General features: G+C 58.4%; 13 protein-coding genes. 2 read left to right on the forward strand and 11 right to left on the reverse strand.

The features are described 5' to 3' along the window. Positions 1–2 precede the first annotated feature (2 nt). Positions 3–1,370 (forward strand): serpin family protein, encoded by a 1,368-nt coding sequence (locus tag CUU80_RS04405; RefSeq protein ID WP_100496145.1) that lies wholly within the window; start codon positions 3–5, stop codon positions 1,368–1,370. Between the two features lie 89 nt (positions 1,371–1,459). On the opposite strand, the gene CUU80_RS04410 is transcribed toward CUU80_RS04405, so the two are convergent. The 8 genes from CUU80_RS04410 to CUU80_RS04440 form a co-directional block, all read right to left on the reverse strand. Next, on the reverse strand, positions 1,460–2,524 hold the full coding sequence (locus tag CUU80_RS04410) for an ABC transporter substrate-binding protein (RefSeq protein WP_100496146.1): 1,065 nt from the start codon (positions 2,522–2,524) through the stop codon (positions 1,460–1,462). A gap of 286 nt (positions 2,525–2,810) precedes the next feature. Next, positions 2,811–3,521 (reverse strand): PaeR7I family type II restriction endonuclease, encoded by a 711-nt coding sequence (locus CUU80_RS04415; protein WP_100496147.1) that lies wholly within the window; start codon positions 3,519–3,521, stop codon positions 2,811–2,813. Then, a complete protein-coding gene (locus CUU80_RS04420; protein ID WP_100496148.1) occupies positions 3,518–5,119 on the reverse strand; it encodes an Eco57I restriction-modification methylase domain-containing protein in 1,602 nt (533 codons plus the stop codon). Before CUU80_RS04420 ends, CUU80_RS04415 begins: the two co-directional genes overlap by 4 nt. 51 nt (positions 5,120–5,170) lie before the next feature. Continuing rightward, the gene (locus CUU80_RS04425) at positions 5,171–5,953 is read right to left on the reverse strand and encodes an ABC transporter permease (protein ID WP_100496149.1); all 783 of its coding nucleotides are present in this window, start codon (positions 5,951–5,953) and stop codon (positions 5,171–5,173) included. A gap of 236 nt (positions 5,954–6,189) precedes the next feature. Beyond that, on the reverse strand, positions 6,190–7,761 hold the full coding sequence (locus CUU80_RS04430; protein ID WP_100496150.1) for a glycoside hydrolase family 32 protein: 1,572 nt from the start codon (positions 7,759–7,761) through the stop codon (positions 6,190–6,192). A 78-nt stretch (positions 7,762–7,839) separates the two neighbouring features. Continuing rightward, positions 7,840–7,974 carry a hypothetical protein gene (locus CUU80_RS11095; RefSeq protein WP_279324975.1) on the reverse strand — a complete coding sequence of 45 codons (135 nt, stop codon included), beginning with the start codon at positions 7,972–7,974 and terminating at the stop codon, positions 7,840–7,842. Between the two features lie 13 nt (positions 7,975–7,987). Then, positions 7,988–9,328, reverse strand: coding sequence for an MFS transporter (locus CUU80_RS04435; RefSeq protein WP_100496151.1), 1,341 nt, complete (start codon positions 9,326–9,328; stop codon positions 7,988–7,990). 224 nt (positions 9,329–9,552) lie between these two features. Further along, positions 9,553–10,593: a LacI family DNA-binding transcriptional regulator gene (locus CUU80_RS04440; protein ID WP_100496152.1), complete on the reverse strand. Its 1,041-nt coding sequence runs from the start codon at positions 10,591–10,593 to the stop codon at positions 9,553–9,555. A gap of 205 nt (positions 10,594–10,798) precedes the next feature. Here CUU80_RS04440 and CUU80_RS04445 point away from each other — a divergent pair, with 205 nt between their 5' ends. Then, entirely contained in the window at positions 10,799–11,941 is a 1,143-nt protein-coding gene (locus tag CUU80_RS04445; RefSeq protein WP_243388663.1) for a nucleoside hydrolase, read from the forward strand. 158 nt (positions 11,942–12,099) lie between these two features. Here the strand turns inward: CUU80_RS04445 and CUU80_RS04450 are convergent, their stop codons facing one another. The 3 genes from CUU80_RS04450 to CUU80_RS04460 are packed head-to-tail and all read right to left on the reverse strand — an operon-like array spanning position 12,100 to position 15,404. Then, a complete protein-coding gene (locus CUU80_RS04450) occupies positions 12,100–12,888 on the reverse strand; it encodes an isoprenyl transferase (protein WP_100496154.1) in 789 nt (262 codons plus the stop codon). Positions 12,889–12,890: 2 nt separating this feature from the next. Continuing rightward, complete coding sequence (gene recO, locus CUU80_RS04455; RefSeq protein WP_100496155.1) at positions 12,891–13,610, reverse strand: DNA repair protein RecO; 720 nt, start codon at positions 13,608–13,610, stop codon at positions 12,891–12,893. A gap of 60 nt (positions 13,611–13,670) precedes the next feature. Then, a complete protein-coding gene (locus CUU80_RS04460) occupies positions 13,671–15,404 on the reverse strand; it encodes an alpha/beta hydrolase family protein (RefSeq protein WP_205832491.1) in 1,734 nt (577 codons plus the stop codon). Between the last annotated feature and the right edge of the window lie 79 nt (positions 15,405–15,483).

The raw sequence follows: 15,483 nt of genomic DNA on the forward strand, positions 1-15,483 counted from the left end.
CCATGACCTCGTCAACTCCTCTTGAGCATCCTCGCAAGCAGCAACACGGGCGAAAACGCCTCATACGCATTATCGCCGGGATAATAACGGCGTCTCTGCTCATCACCGCGGGCGGCATGTGGTGGACGACTGGAGAAGGGAAGATCATTGTCATGAATCTGTTCAAGCCGGCCGCACGCCCCGCCACACAAGCCGCAGCCGACAGCGTCTCGGCATTCGCCTACCAATCCTCGCCGGAATTCCTCACGATGAAATCCACCCAGGACTCGAACGGCAACGTGAACTACTCCCCCACTTCGATGTGGATGGCGCTGGCAATCGCCGCACAGGGGGCCGACGGCACGACACGTTCGCAAATGGATGATTTACTGGGCACGAAATCGTTGAGAACAGACGATTATCAGTCGCTATTACGCTCCATCAACGGACGGTACAACGGCTCGAAATCCGAGATGAGCGCAGCCAACTCATTGTGGGTGGACAGCCAGTACACACTGGCCGATGCTTTCAAAGCGACCGTTAAGGGCTCCTTCGACGCGAACATACAATCGTTGCCGTTCAACGACGCCGCGGCCAAGCAAATGAGCCACTGGATCTCCAGCCATACCAAGAATGTACTGAAACCGAACATCACACTGCAAGACAAGGAAGTCATCTCCATCATCAACACCGTGTTCGCGGACGGCCGCTGGAAAGACCCATTTGAGCCCGAGGAGACCACGAGCCAAACCTTTCGCGGCGAGGACGGCGACACTGAAGTGCCGATGATGCAGCGCCTGTTCGATGACATGGTCTGGGCACACGACAGCGATAACGACACGTGGCAGCGGGTTTCAATCCCGTTCGACAATGGCGGCTCACTGACCATACTGCTGCCTGCAGCCGGCCATTTCGACGAAATCGCTTCGGACACGGAGAAACTACGATGGGCGATGAGCACATGCCTCGACTCGGAATATGGCTGTACGACTGACGCTCCCGCCGGATGGGGCGTCGCCGCCGAAGCCGTAATGGTCGACGTATCGCTGCCGAAATTCACCATCGACAGCACCTTCCCTTCAGACCAGACCATAGCGACGTTCAGACAGCTGGGACTTACTGACGCGTTCATGCCCGGCACCGCCGATCTGAGCAAGATGACGGGATCAGCCTCCGACGATCTGTCCATCGGGTCCATCATTCAAGGCACACGCATCGAAGTGAACGAAAACGGTGCCAAAGCGGCGGCGTTCACCAAGATGGGCGTCGAGGCCGCCGGCGCACCGGCCGAGCAACAGTTCGTGGAATTCACCGTGGACCGGCCATTCCTCTACGCCCTGACCACGCCAGATACCATCCCGCTGTTCATCGGCGCGGTGCGCAACCTGTGAGTTAAAACGCAAACGGCGTTGTGTTGAGCCCATCCTTCCGCGGATGACCTCAGCACAACGCCGTCAGACTAATGCCGTCGAGCTATTGGCTATTTGGCCAGGAATTCGTTGGTGGCGAAGTCCTTGGTATTGGGAGCCTCGTGGATCACGTTGTCGTGTGAATCCGTGTAAGCGTCCTCTTCGGCCAAGAAGTCGAAGTACTTCTGCGGCTCGACAAAATCATTGGTGCCGAGCACGAACGAACCGTCCTTGATCTTGGCCGGGTCGCCCCAGTACTGGCCATCGACGATGGTCTGCATGCTCTTCTTGACGAAGTCGAGCTTCAGATTCGCCTCGGGTGCCTCGTCTACCAGAATCTTCGCGGCATCATCCGGGTGCTCGTAAGCGTATTCGTAGCCCTTCTGGGTGGCCTGCGTGAACTTCTTCACCAGATCAGGATCGTTCTTGATGGTCTTCTCATTGGTGATCACGCCGATGGCGTCCGCATTGCCGGGCACACCATAGTCAGGCTCGGTGAAGCAGTTGAGCGCCGGACCGTACATTTCGGCCTGTACGCCCTCCCAAGTGGCATAGAAACCACCGAAATCGGCCTTGCCGGACTCAAGCGTCTGGAAGGTGGACGTGCCGACAGTTACCTTGTCGAACTCGCCCTTGCCGCCGTCGGTCTGAATCATACGGCGCACCACGGCGTCGGACTCGTTCGAGCCGAACGTGGCGAACGTTTTGCCATCCAGATCCTTCGGGGACTTGATGGCAGTGTTCGAGGCGAGCGCGCACCAGATGGCGCTCGGCTTCTGCTGGACCTGCAACACCTGCTTCAGGGTCGCGCCCTTGATGTTGTACATGCCTACATTCGTAAGGTTGGACAGCGCGAAGTCGGCGTTGCCGTTGTTCACGGCCTGTTCCGCGCCGGCCTGAGCGACGGCTACGATATCCACGTCAAGGCCTTGATCCTTGAACCAGCCCTTGTTCTTGGCCACGTAGACGCCGATATGGTTGGTGTCCGGTGCCCAAGACAGCATGAATGTGACTTTCTTGAGGCTTTCGCCGTTGGAATCGGATGCATTGTTGGTCTGTCCGCATGCGGCGAGACCGATCGTCATGGCAATGGCGCCCACGAGGGCGATGGCCTTGTGCGCAAGGCTGTGCTTCATGATGAATCCCTAGTTCGTTATCTCTCAATCGTTCTCTGGGTGGTGCTTCGAGCGGATAATCGGCAGAGAACGATAGGAAGGGCCTGACAATCCGCCCGACCGACGCCCCGACCGAATTCCCAATGAAGCAAGAAAAAGGGAAAGGCCGTTTGCCACACGCCGGGCAAGCGTTTGTCATTATAGGCGGAAGGGTAGAAGGATGGCCATTGGGCTGGTACGAATCGTTATCTATGCCGGTATCTATGCCGGTTCTGATATCGAATGGAGCGTATTCGATCTATCGAGATCAAGCTCTATGGATTGCCAATGCCGCAGTGATGGTAGCGATAAATTTCTCATAAGTCAGCGTTGGACTTGGTTCTGAAACTTCGCCGCTATCCGGGTCCGCATACACCAACCAGACAGCCTGATACAGGTTCGATGCACGCAACCTTTCGCAGAGAATTCGGAAACGATCCAGATACGATGCATCTTGGAACACCGGATCAACGGGGAACAGCGATGGCTGCGCAGTCCTTCCGGATTCACGACTTTGCAGACAACTTCTGACAATCATGACATAGCCCAGAGCCGGAGGCATAGAATCAACGCCATAGAGATGCTCGGTAAAGGCAGCATGCGAATCAGTCGCGCTTCCTAAGGCTTCCTCAACACGATTGTTCGCGTTGTTACCGAACGAGCTGTTGATAGATTTCAGTTCGATGGCGGCGACCAGGTCGTCCTTTCCGTTAAGCGCAACGATATCCCAATCCTTTGAGCGGCGGTACCAGCCTGGCAGCCTCAATTGATATGCATGTCCATGGAAGATGTCCTCTGGACGGAAGCCTCCAGAGATGAGGTCCTCACGAATCAATTCGGCAAGTGGATCAAGATGCCGTCCGGACGTGGACTCAGCCCTATGCCCGCGATCTACGTCTCCAGCGATTCTCTGTCTTTGGCCTGCTTCAGCAAGCATACGATACATATGCAAAACCGCTTCTTTAACATCGTTTCTCACGATAAACCTCCCAGATACGCTTGTCGTGCCGATGCCGTTGCCAATTCCCGATCATCAGTATCGAACGCACACGCCAACGCGTCGCGCGTTTTCGCCGTGATGTCCCTATACCGAGGGACGTGCAGCAAACGTAGGTATTGTGCTTGAAAACGCAACGTTCGTCCGCGCATTTTCACGCCGAGACAATCGATGAATGTCTTGGTTTGCTCGCTCATTAACAGTCCACCAAGGACTCGTAAATCCCATACATCGCTGGAAATCCAATAGCAATTGTGGTGAGGGTATTTACCATAGCTCAGAATCGGATCCGGCAGTGCTGCCATATCGGGCATCAGCAGAAGATCACGATGCATCAGTGTCGGATTCAGCTTATCGATGGTCCGATACCAAGCCGATGCGTTTCGTTTGGCGATATGTCGTTTGGTGAGTTTGGCTCGATTCTCATTAAAGTAGGCCTTCATAATCGGATAATTGTCAAGGTCCACCAGAGAACCATCTGGATTCCACGGATTGACGAGCCAACGTTGCTTATCGATGTGACGCCGATGGTCGCGCATATAGAACAATGGCAGCATCCGGTCCTTTTCCACGAGGTTTGGATCATCCGTTATGAAGACCGCGTCACAGCCAGTGGCTATTCCGATGCCAAGATTCACACCCGTTGATTCCAGTTTGGGCAGCCGCTCCTGAGCTTGCATCACGAATCGCATATCATCAGGGGCTCCCAGTGGGAACATGTCCGATGGATATTGCGGTTTGCGTGCGACCGTCGCAGAGAATCGAGCCGAAGCGATGTTCGACGGGGAACCCAGCCACGCAAGTAAGGAAGATACATCTGAATCGGTGAAATCCGTCACACAATCTGCGTATTTCAATGATGAGGATGGGCTGGATTTCGTAATGAGGGTAATCGCCGGATAGGCATCCACTTCTTCAACGAAAGCGTCTACACCATGCATGCGAACCAATGTATCGAAGTTCGCTTCGGTAGCGACTTTCTCTCGAAGACGGGTACCGTATTGGTTTTGCAACCATCGGTCAGAGCATATGAAACAAAGCCTGCCATCCGGTTTGAGAGCATCAATGCCATGATCGAAGAATCCAACATAGATATCAGTTCCGGCAGTCATCGAATCATTGACAGCCATATAACGATCACGTATGGCGGCATCCATATCCGTAGCTCGTATGTAGGGAGGATTGCCGACGACCCAATCCGCTTTAGGAATCCGAGAAAGCAAGAAGTCCGCATTGTTGATCCAGCAGTCGGCCAAGTCTTGTGCAATGTCGTAGGGGCAACCGGAATCCTGCAGCATGCGAATCGAAGTTTCACGGCAACTAGCTGTAGCCTGCGCGTCGATGTCGTATGCTCGTACAGCATCGGACAACTGCGCCCATTCCTCTTTCGTTGCAGGATGAGAATCCGCGATGAGCCGTCTGATAATCTCGCTCAGGAACACGCCATCCCCGCAACTCGGTTCTACGACCAAATGTTGGGATAACAATCGATCAGAGCCCTCGACATACCCGGCCATGTCGAGCATAAGACCTGCTACCCATGGCTTCGTGTATACGACTCCGGCTGTTTCCTGATTCATCTGTCCCAGTGTATACGGCGTCCGGATCGGCACGTCAATCGATTCGGCTGTTCACTGATCGGCGTCCGGATCGGCGTCCTCTCCTACCGGGCCGAGCAACAGCCGTTCGCTCAGGTTCACGGCGATAAGCAGCAAGCAGGTCATGGCTATGATCGTGAACGTCGCGGAGAAGATCAACGGCGTGCGGAACGAGTTGTACGCCGCCTGCAGCCAGATGCCCAATCCCCTTCGCGCGCCCAAATACTCCGCGGTGGAGGCCGTGGCGAAAATGTAGGCTGCGGTCACACGAATGCCGCCATAGATCTGCCGTGCGGCAACCCTGAGCTTGACATGCCACAAGGTCCACGCACGGGTAGCGCCGCAGGTGAGTGCCACATCCGAGTAGAATTCCGGTACCGCTTCCAAACCTCGTACCGTCTGCACGGCCACAGGGAACAGGCCGAATACGGCGGTGATCACGATCTTGCCGTACGTTTCGAAGCCGAACCAGATCAGGAACAGCGGGGCGATGGAGATCAGCGGCATGGTCTGCGCGGCGGCAAGCAGCGGATAGAACGCCGCGTTGAACGTACGCGAGCAGTACAAGCCAATGCCGATCAGGATGCCGAGCAATACCGCGAACAGAAAACCGACCACACCCTCGTAGGTGGTGACTGCGGCCGCCGGTCCCAGTGTGGGCCATACTTCGACCGTGGCCTGCGCGATCTCGCTGGGGGCCGGAATCATCGTGGAGGGAACATGTCCGATTCTCACCCAGGCCTCCCATATGGCGAGCAGCGCCACCACTGCGATCAGGGTGGGCACGTGACTGGTGAGACGTTTTGTGAAGGACATGATTCACCTTGCTTTCCAGCTGCAACCGGTGCGTGGAGCAGTAAGGTGAGGAGCCTGCGCGCCGCCGGTCGAGCGTTGATGGACACATTTGCCGTCCAACAGTATAAAGCCCGGGTACGAATCATGTTCCTGATGGCAAACATGATTCGCACCCGGGCTGTGCTTGTGTGAAGGCCGGCTAAGCGGCCTGATGTCGGAGCCGATCGATTATCGACTCCGACAGATCAATGGACTACCTACTCCAGTCCGATGGACTTCAGGTGGTGCAGCTTCAGCGACGCCACCTTGAGGGAGCCGGATTCGGCTTCCAGCTTGATGGCACGCGGGCCCTCAGCGGCATACGAGTAGAAGCTCAGCACCTGATGACCGCCGTTGACGTATACCTCGACGGAACCGCGATCGACGAACACGCGCAGGTCCAGCGTATCGGCGGCGAGCTCGGCTTCGCTCAACGGTGCGGTACGATAACCGCGATCGCCGTACTTCATGGCCTGACGGTCCACCACCACGCGGCCGAGCTGGTCGTCATATGCCACATACGTGCACGAACCGTCCTGGGTGGCGTGAATCTTCAGACCGGCGCGTTCGGCGGTGGAATGGGCCAGATCGATGGTCATTTCGATTTCCACGGCTTCGGCATCATCGGAGATGACCTTCTCGCCATCCATGTCCAGCGTGATCTCACCGTGGTCGAACGTGTCTTCGCGTAAAGCTTCGATCTCCCTGACCGGAGCGGTGACCACATCGCCGTCCTTCCCCAGAGTGATCTCGCGAGGCAGGGTCAGCTGGCCGCACCAGCCATCCTCCTGCATCGGAATCGGCTCGACGAACGGGCTCAGCCAGCCGTAGACGATCTGCCGTCCGTCCTCGCTGCCGTCGGCAACGTTGAACGACTGCGGCGCGTAATAGTTGTGGCCGCAATCCCACAGACGGAACTCGGTTTCCGGCTTGAATTCACCGCCCGGCTCCCAAGTGCCGATCATGTAACCGGCATTGTTCACGTTGCGGTTCATGAAGCCGTGCTTCTTGGCACCCATCGCGGAGAAGCCGATCACCCACTTCTCGTTGCCGTCCTTGTCGTGGATCGGGAAGAAGTCCGGGCATTCGAGCATGAACACATCCGGATCCGGATGTTCGAACAGCACGCGCTCGTAGGTCCAACGAACCATGTCGTCGGAGGAGAACAGCCACATCTGGCCGCGCTTCTCGGCGGAGGAGACGCCGAAGGTCATGTACCACTTGTCACCGGTCTTCCACACCTTCGGATCACGGTAGTGGTGGTCCACCTTGTCGGTCGGGCAGTCGATGATCATGCCCTGCTTGGTGGCGGAGGTCAGTTCGTCGTTGTCCGGGGTAGCCAGCATCTGCACCTGCCAGTCGCCGCCGGTGTTGTCATGGCCGTTGGCCCAACGGTGACCGGTGTAGTAGAACTTAAGGTCTCCGTTGTCGTCGATGACGGCGGAACCGGAGAACACACCGTCCTTCTCCTGCTCCAGCGAGGGGGCGAACATGATCGGCTCGCGCTTCCAGTTGACCATATCGGTCGAGGAGACGTGGCCCCAGTGCATCGGACCCCACTGGGTGCCGTACGGGTGCAGCTGGTAGAAGACATGCCAACGGCCCTTGTAGAAGCACAGACCGTTCGGGTCGTTGATCCAGCCGCCGTTGGAAGCGATGTGATACTTCGGGTACCAGCGGTTGTTGCGCTTGGCCGCCAGCGCGGCGACACCGGCCTCGGCTTTGGCGAGTTCTTCGGCATGGTCGCGGATAGGGGTGAGCACGGGATTTGCAGGGGTGAAATCAGTCATGGCACGTCCTTGTGAGGTTGGGGTTTGCGACGAGGAGGATTGAGTTGTACGAGAAGAGCGAGGAGGGAAGGCAACCGGTTAGGGGCCAAGCCCACCGGTCGCATAGCGCTCGGAGATGATTGGGCGGCGCAGGAAAGGGGAAAACCACGCCGCCCAAATATCCCAGCTACCTTGCAGCCGGACCGCGATGCGCAGCTGCATGACGCGGTCCATGCGGATTCCGTTATCAGGCCGCAGCCTTGCCGGCTTCCATGGCCTTAAGCTGCTTGTCGGTGTAGAACGGATCACCGCCGACGTCCTGATCGTCCTTCTTGATGACGAAGAAGCCGTAGATCAGGGCCAACAGCACGATGCCGGAGATCATCCAGAAGGTGATGCGGACACCCATGTCGTTGGCAGGCATGAGCTCCTTCATGTATCCGTGCAGCACACCCAGCGGGGTGGAGAAGACGATCTGACCGATCTGCGAAGCGATCTGGAAGCCGACCATGTACAGCGTGGCGGAGAGCTTGGTGTCGAAGTGCAGGGTGAAGTAGCGGAACGCCGGCAGGCAGAACAACGGCACCTCGATGGAGTGGAACATCTTGACGATGGATACGGTGATCGGGTCGTGGAACACGCCGCACAGACCGATGCGGGCGAACATCACGAACGCGCCGAGCAGCAGGGAGTTGCGCACGCCGATCTTGCGCATGATAATCGGGACCACGCCCATCATGGCGGACTCAAGGAACACCTGGAAGCTGTTGAGGGTGCCGTAGGTGGCCTGGCCGATCTCCGGCGTGGAGAACAGGTTGCGGTAGTAGACCGGGAAGAACTGCTGGTCGAACACCACGTAGAAGGTGTTGGTGAAGAGCATGAACACCACGAGCACCCACAGGGTAGGCATGCCCAGCACAGAGACCATTTCCTTGAACGACGGTCCGGACTTCTCCGCCTTGGGATCGGCGGCGGCCTTGAGCTTGTCACGCTGTTCGGCGGGCACCCAGAAGGCGTAGATGAGCAGCATGCCGAAGCCGCAGGCGGAACCAACCCAGAAGTTGATCAGCGGGTTGACGTTGAACAGGAAGCCGGCGAACAACGCCACGATGGCGTAGCCGAAGGAGCCCCAGGCACGAGACTGTCCGTATTCGAAGTTGAAGTAACGAGAGTAGCGCTCGGTCACGGCTTCAAGCAACGAGCATGCGGCCATGAATCCAGCGGACAGGACGATGGAGCCGATCACCGCGCCCGTCCAACGGGTAGCCCCGCCGGCTTCGATCATCGGGGCGTAGACGAACTGAACAAAAGGTCCGACCAACGCTGCGATAGCAGAGGTGACGATCACCAGCTTGCGCTTGATGCCGAGCTGATCCTGAATGGCACCGTAGGCAAACATGATGACCATGGTCGCGGCGGAGTTGATGGTGTAGACGAGGCCGGCCTCACCGTCGGTCAGGCCGATGGATTCCAGCCAAACGCGGAAGAAGGACCACCAGATGCCCCACGAGCAGAAGAACATGAAGATGCCCAGGGAGCTCTGCAGATAAGAGGGATTTCTCCATGCAGATTTGGATGCACTTGCCATAATCATCCTTTGATTACTACTACTTGATTGTTTATCGCTCCGTTGCTTCGCTTTGGCCGCTGCGCCTTTGCTGAAGTTTCTGTTGCAGTAGCAATTATGCGGCGTCAATCGATTTACGTCAATCGATTGACGTTTACGGCGTGTCGCCACCGGTATGCCAAAATCACCATTGGCCAACAGCCGGCACGAATGTCATACAGCGTGCCGGCGGCGGAACGGCATGATCAGCGCACCGATTCCTTTTCGATCAGCGTGCAGTGAATCTTCGCCGACCCCACGGCGTCAAACGGCGGCATCGCCGCCGTGGTCTCAGGCAGTTCAAGGTCATGCAGGGAACGGTCTTCGATCAAGGAGATCAGTTTGGCTGCAGCCCAGTATCCCATTTCGAAGTGAGGCAGTTCGATGGTGGTCAGCATCGGCGAAAGCGTTTCGGCGAATACACGATGGTTGTCCACGCCGACCACGGAAATGTCACGCCCCACGGTCAGGCCGCGCCGAGCCGCGCATTCATAGACATACCACGCACGGGCGTCGTTGAAGCAGAAGAAGCCATCGGGATGTTCGGCATCGAACAGACCTCTTACCGCCTCAAGCGCCGGACCGTTGTTCAGCACATTGACCACCAGACGCTCGTCAAACGTACGACCCGCATCTTCCAGCGCCTTCCTATACCCCGCCAAACGCCCCTCCTGGGCGATCATCAATTCAGAGCAGCCGACATAGGCGATACGTTCGCATCCCGCGTCAATCAGCCGACGGGTGGCATCGTATCCGATACGGAATTCATCCGGCTCCACGCTGGGAATCAAGCCTTCCTCATCAGTGGCGTCCACCAGCACCAACGGAGTGCCGCGCAACGATTTGGGAGCTTTGGTCACACGGTTCGACATTTTGGCATATAGGAATCCGTCAGTGCCGTACCGCTTCAGCGCGGCGATCTCCTCGTTCTCACTGGCCTTGCCGTCCGTGCTGACGGTGATCAGCATGTACCCCAGCTGACTGGCGGCACTTTGCGCGCCCAGAATTATGCCACCTGCATAAGGGGTGGTGGCCACTTCCTCACTGATGAAGCCGAGAATGCGGGTGCGGCCGGTGCGCAGCGAGCTGGCCAGAGGATTCGCACGATAGCCGAGTTGTTTGGCGATGGTACGCACATTGCTTGCGATCTCGCTTTTCACACGCCCTTCATCGCGATTGTTGAGTACCAGCGACACCGTGGAGACGGATACCCCCGCCTTGTTGGCAATCTCCTTCATCGTAACCATAACGTCAAACGATACACCCTAGGAATCGTCTTGTCCGGCAGTGAAACCCGACAGCCATGGGCACAAGCCGTATCGGCCAAGATGCCCCTGTATCATAGCCGGTATGCGCAACCCCCATGAGCATTCCGCAGCAGGCACCCACTCGCCTGATGCATCGGTCTTGTCAGTTCCGTCGGCGGTGCCAGCTTCATCGGGCCGGGCAGATATCGGCAACCGGAATCGGACACGAATCATCGCCTGCGTCGATACCGGTGTGGACGACGCGCTGGCATTGGCGTACCTGCTTGCCTCCCCCGCATGCGAGCTGGTTGGCGTCATCGCTGGATACGGCAATGTGGATGCCGCCACAGCCATACGGAACACGAACGCCGTACTTGCACTGTTCGGCCGCTCTGATATCCCCGTATATCAAGGCTCGACGCACCCCTCGTGGGCTTCATCCTTTATCCCGGACGCCGGGTGTGCGCAGTTCCACGGACCGGACGGATTGGGTGGCTATCTCGACGGTCGTGCGACCGCAACAACCACCAACGCGGCTGCCAGCAATACGAACATGACGGCTTCTCAGGCCGATGTTGACGGCGGCATCGTTTCGGTCGGCGGATACCCATTGGGCGACCCCCATGCGAATCCGGCGCATCCTTACGCCCTGCCGCTTTCAGCACAACCCACTTCGACACCACGATCTGAAGTACAGGGAACCGACTTTCTTATTGGGCAGGTGCGGCGATACGGACATAACGTCACGGTTCTGACCACGGGACCGCTTACCGATGTGGATGCGGCACTCACCAAGGCGCCGGCTATCGCCGAGAAGCTGCATCTGGTGATGATGGGAGGCACGCTCACCCAACCCGGCAACTGTTGGGACACGGTGGCCGAGACCAACATCATCCAAGATCCTGAAGCCGCGAATCGCGTGTTCCATTGCGGTGCGGATATCACGATGGTCGGGCTTGACGTCACGCACCAATGTCTGCTGCCTCAGACCGCCGTCGATCGATGGACGGCGACAGGCACGGAACGCGGCCGCTTCCTCGCCCGACTCGCCGACTTCTCCATCGCCGCGAACCGTCAGGCGGATCCGGCTCTGTTCGCCGACGGCATGCCATTGCACGACCCGCTTGCAGCAGCCGTGGCCTTGGACCGCACGTTGGTCGGATGTCTTGACATCGCGATGCGCGCCGAAACCAGAACCGGCGATTTCGCCGGCGTACGAGGCCGCACCACCGGCGATCCAGTCGGTTTGGTCACTCCGTCCATGCCACGCATCCATGTGGCGCTCACGGTAGATGCCGCACGATTTGTCAACGACTTCATCGATCGGTTGACCGGCCTTTGCCGGTAACCCGGCTCGACGGCGTGAAGTAAAGGACAGTCCACCGGACTGTCCTTTACTTCACGCCCCCAGCAAGAACGGACTGCCTCCGGCAGACCAGCATCACCTCACCGAACGCTACCGCGCCCGGCTCGGCGGCGCGAACGGACAGTCCACCGGACTGTCCTTTACTTCACGCCGCCAAAACGTCGATCACGGTGGATGTAGTGATCGATGGAGCGCCAGAGGACTTCACGACCGCAGTCAGGGAAGAGCTCGGGCACGAAATCCAGTTCCGCATAGGCGGCCTGCCACGGCAGGAAGTTCGAGGTGCGCTGCTCGCCGGAGGTGCGGATCACCAGATCGCAGTCGGGCACATCAGGCAGATAGAGATGGTCGGCGAGCATCTTCTCAGTGACACGGTCGCCGGAAATCTTGCCGTCGCGCACCTCTCGCGCAATCGCCGCGCAAGCATCGGCGATCTCCGCGCGTCCGCCGTAATTGATGCAGAACACCACGTCGATGACCTTGTTGTTCTTCGTACGCTCCTGCGCGACTTCCAGCTCGTCGATCACCGACTTCCACAGCTTCGGCCGGCGGCCGGACCACCGTACGCGCACACCCCAGTCGTCCATCTGCGCCACACGACGATGAATGATCTCACGTGAGAAGCCCATCAGGAATCGCACTTCCTGAGGCGAACGCTTCCAATTTTCAGTGGAGAACGTATACAGGCTCAAATACCGCACGCCCGCCTCGATCGCACCGGCGATGGTGTCGAACACCACCGGTTCGGCGGCCTGATGGCCGTTGGTGCGAATCAAGCCTCGCTGCTTGGCCCATCGGCCATTGCCGTCCATGATCACGCCCACATGCCGGGGCACTTTGTTCTTCGGGAAATCGGGGATACGGCTGGGATCGGAAAACGGTGCCGCGGGGATATCCAATGATGTGTAATCGACGTTCTCAAAAGCCATACTCATGAATCTATCAAGCGCAGCGAACGAATCGGCCGCTCCAGATAATATTCTCCCCAATCTTCAACCAGTTGACGGCATACGGTCTCCAATGGCGAGCCGTCCAGCACGGCCCAGTCGCCACGGGTCAAAGCCTCGAATTGTCGCAATGCGAGCGGCGAGACGCGGCGCGCATCGGTGGTGTGGTCAGCTTCGCACATCACGCCACCGGCCGCAATGGACAGATACGCCCCTGTCTGCCTGCCGCACACCACGCAAGCATTGAGACGCGGCGTCCAACCGGCCAGCGCGACCGCGCGCATCACATATGAGCCGGCGATGGCATCGGACGCGTGGGCGTGCTTGGCCAGCGCGTTGAGCGCGCCGATCACCAACCGGTATTGGCCGCGATTCTGCTCATGCTCCACTCCCACAAGCTTGTCTGCGGTTTCCACAATAACGTTGGCGGCCTCGTACGCGTCATAGTCGGCTGCGATGGCGGCACCGTATGCGGCGATGGATTCCGCCTGCGAGACCACATCCAGAGAGCGGCCTTCGGCGATCAGCACATCCACGCGCATGAACGGTTCCAGTCGTGCCCCGAATCGTGATCTGACACGCCGCACGCCTTTGGCCACAGCACGGATCTTGCCGTGCCCGGCGGTAAGCAAGGTGATGATGCGGTCGGCCTCGCCGAGTTTCGCGGTTCTCAAGACCACGGCCTCGTCACGGTAGAGCGGCATAACTATCTCCCTGCATGAATTCCATGAATCGGTATACGAGTCGGCTGCCATCGACACAGCTCAGTACACGAACAGTCCCCAGAACGCGAAGAACAGCAACACATACAGCATCGTAACCGTGACCAGCCAGAACAACACACGTCCAAGCCGAGTGGAGGCAAGTACCGGTTCGGCACCGGTGATGATGCCGCGCACCGCCCCTTTGCGCGGCGGCCATTGGATAAGTCCGCGCATTGAGGCGACCTCGATCAGCCGCATGAACACACGGGACCATGCCCAGATCACCATGATGGACACCACTTGGATCACCGGCCAGCTCCAGTACATGACGCCGGGTTCTTCGCTCGGCGCCGCACCCCAGGCAAGATGCACCACTCCCATGATCACCTGCCCCAGACCGGCGAAGAAAACCAGCAGCGTGGCCATGGTGGTCAAGGTCAAGGTCAGCAGCGCGTTGCCGAATCCATGCGCAAAGCCAAGCGCACTCGGCTTGCCGGCAATCGCACCGCCATGTCCATGCCCGTCACGTGCGTCACGTGCAGCACGCCGCCATCGCGCCCGCACACGCAGTACACGTGCCAAAGCGATCAACGCGAGCACCGCCGAAGCACAGAGCAGCAATAGCATCGTCACGTGAATGACCAGTCCGTATACGGTGCCGACCGGCCGCGGCTGCAACGCGCCGGGCAGTCCGATCGACTGGTAGAGATTGGCTCCCGCCACCCGTTCGCTGGTCTGTTTCAACCCTCGCGAGGTTCCTACGGACCAATCGATCAGGTCGCTCACATAGGCGTCGGCGAACGGCGTTCCGGATTCGGATTCGTCGCCGAGACGCAGCACATGATTGGCGACCGGATAGCTGCGCACAGTGACGTCCCAATTGTCAGCCTGATGCGCTTCATGCAGAATCGCACGTACGCCATCCACTTGCGCGGTCATCACATCCTTGGAACCATAGGCAACATACGTGGGGATTGCATAGGCCGTGGGATTCAAGGTGTGGATATCGAGATTGCCGAGCCCCAGCATGCCGGTATCGGCGCTGAACACGCGCTGGACAATGGACTGGTAACCGTCATGCGCGCCGGCAAGCGTGAAATCCTGCGTGACGAAGAATCCCAAGGATTGCCGGGGAGAGAACACCATCGGACTCAAGAGGATCTGGAAGGCGATCTTCGGATCGTCGGCAAGCAGATATGAGGAAATCCATGTGGATTCGGAGGTGGCATAAATGCCGACCTTGGAGTCATCTACGCTGTCCAGCCCGCGCAGGTATTTGATGACCTGATCGTATGCCTTTGCGGAAGCCGGATAGTCGCGGGTGATGTCGGTGGTGTTCCATACCGGCTTGTCGAGCACGGCGGTGACGAATCCGGCTGAGGCAAGGTCTGTGGCGACATCGCCGAATGAGTTGTCGCAGGTGCCGTAACCGGCTCCGTGCATGAACACAACGGCGGGCAGCGTGCCGGTCGTGTTGCCCGATTCGGTTCGGGGCTCACGAATCAGCACCTTGACTGCTTGGACGCCGTTCTCGCCCGCCGTATTGCGCACGCCGGTTTCGTTGCTTAAGGACCCATCTCGCGCAATGTTCAACGTCACGTATCGTTCGGTGACTTCGTAGGTGCCTTTGGTCGGCAGAACCTCGCCGGATGAATTGGCGAAAGTGACGGCAGTATCGTCGGTCAGAGTTGCCATGGTCTGTCCGGTGGGTTCGATATTCCACGGCACGGTGGTCAGATTCGAAATCGTGACGAGAATGCCGAACAGTATCACGAAGATAGGCAGACTCACCATCAACCGATGGCCACGGGTCCATGGCTGGGATGTTGGTGATGATTCCTGATTCGACACGCAGCCCATTGTAGGCACCGGC

The sequence above is a fragment of the Bifidobacterium scaligerum genome, from assembly GCF_002802865.1.
Taxonomy (GTDB): Bacteria; Actinomycetota; Actinomycetes; order Actinomycetales; family Bifidobacteriaceae; genus Bifidobacterium; species Bifidobacterium scaligerum.

What these genes read in the sequence shown, in the direction of transcription:
- CUU80_RS04405 (WP_100496145.1), top strand. Translation starts at nt 3, where the DNA reads ATGACCTCGTCAACTCCTCTTGAGCATCCTCGCAAGCAGCAACACGGG.
- CUU80_RS04430 (WP_100496150.1), bottom strand. Translation starts at nt 7,761, where the DNA reads ATGACTGATTTCACCCCTGCAAATCCCGTGCTCACCCCTATCCGCGAC.
- CUU80_RS11095 (WP_279324975.1), bottom strand. Translation starts at nt 7,974, where the DNA reads ATGGACCGCGTCATGCAGCTGCGCATCGCGGTCCGGCTGCAAGGTAGC.
- recO (WP_100496155.1), bottom strand. Translation starts at nt 13,610, where the DNA reads ATGCCGCTCTACCGTGACGAGGCCGTGGTCTTGAGAACCGCGAAACTC.
- CUU80_RS04420 (WP_100496148.1), bottom strand. Translation starts at nt 5,119, where the DNA reads ATGAATCAGGAAACAGCCGGAGTCGTATACACGAAGCCATGGGTAGCA.
- CUU80_RS04460 (WP_205832491.1), bottom strand. Translation starts at nt 15,404, where the DNA reads ATGGTGAGTCTGCCTATCTTCGTGATACTGTTCGGCATTCTCGTCACG.
- CUU80_RS04425 (WP_100496149.1), bottom strand. Translation starts at nt 5,953, where the DNA reads ATGTCCTTCACAAAACGTCTCACCAGTCACGTGCCCACCCTGATCGCA.
- CUU80_RS04410 (WP_100496146.1), bottom strand. Translation starts at nt 2,524, where the DNA reads ATGAAGCACAGCCTTGCGCACAAGGCCATCGCCCTCGTGGGCGCCATT.
- CUU80_RS04440 (WP_100496152.1), bottom strand. Translation starts at nt 10,593, where the DNA reads ATGGTTACGATGAAGGAGATTGCCAACAAGGCGGGGGTATCCGTCTCC.
- CUU80_RS04435 (WP_100496151.1), bottom strand. Translation starts at nt 9,328, where the DNA reads ATGGCAAGTGCATCCAAATCTGCATGGAGAAATCCCTCTTATCTGCAG.
- CUU80_RS04450 (WP_100496154.1), bottom strand. Translation starts at nt 12,888, where the DNA reads ATGGCTTTTGAGAACGTCGATTACACATCATTGGATATCCCCGCGGCA.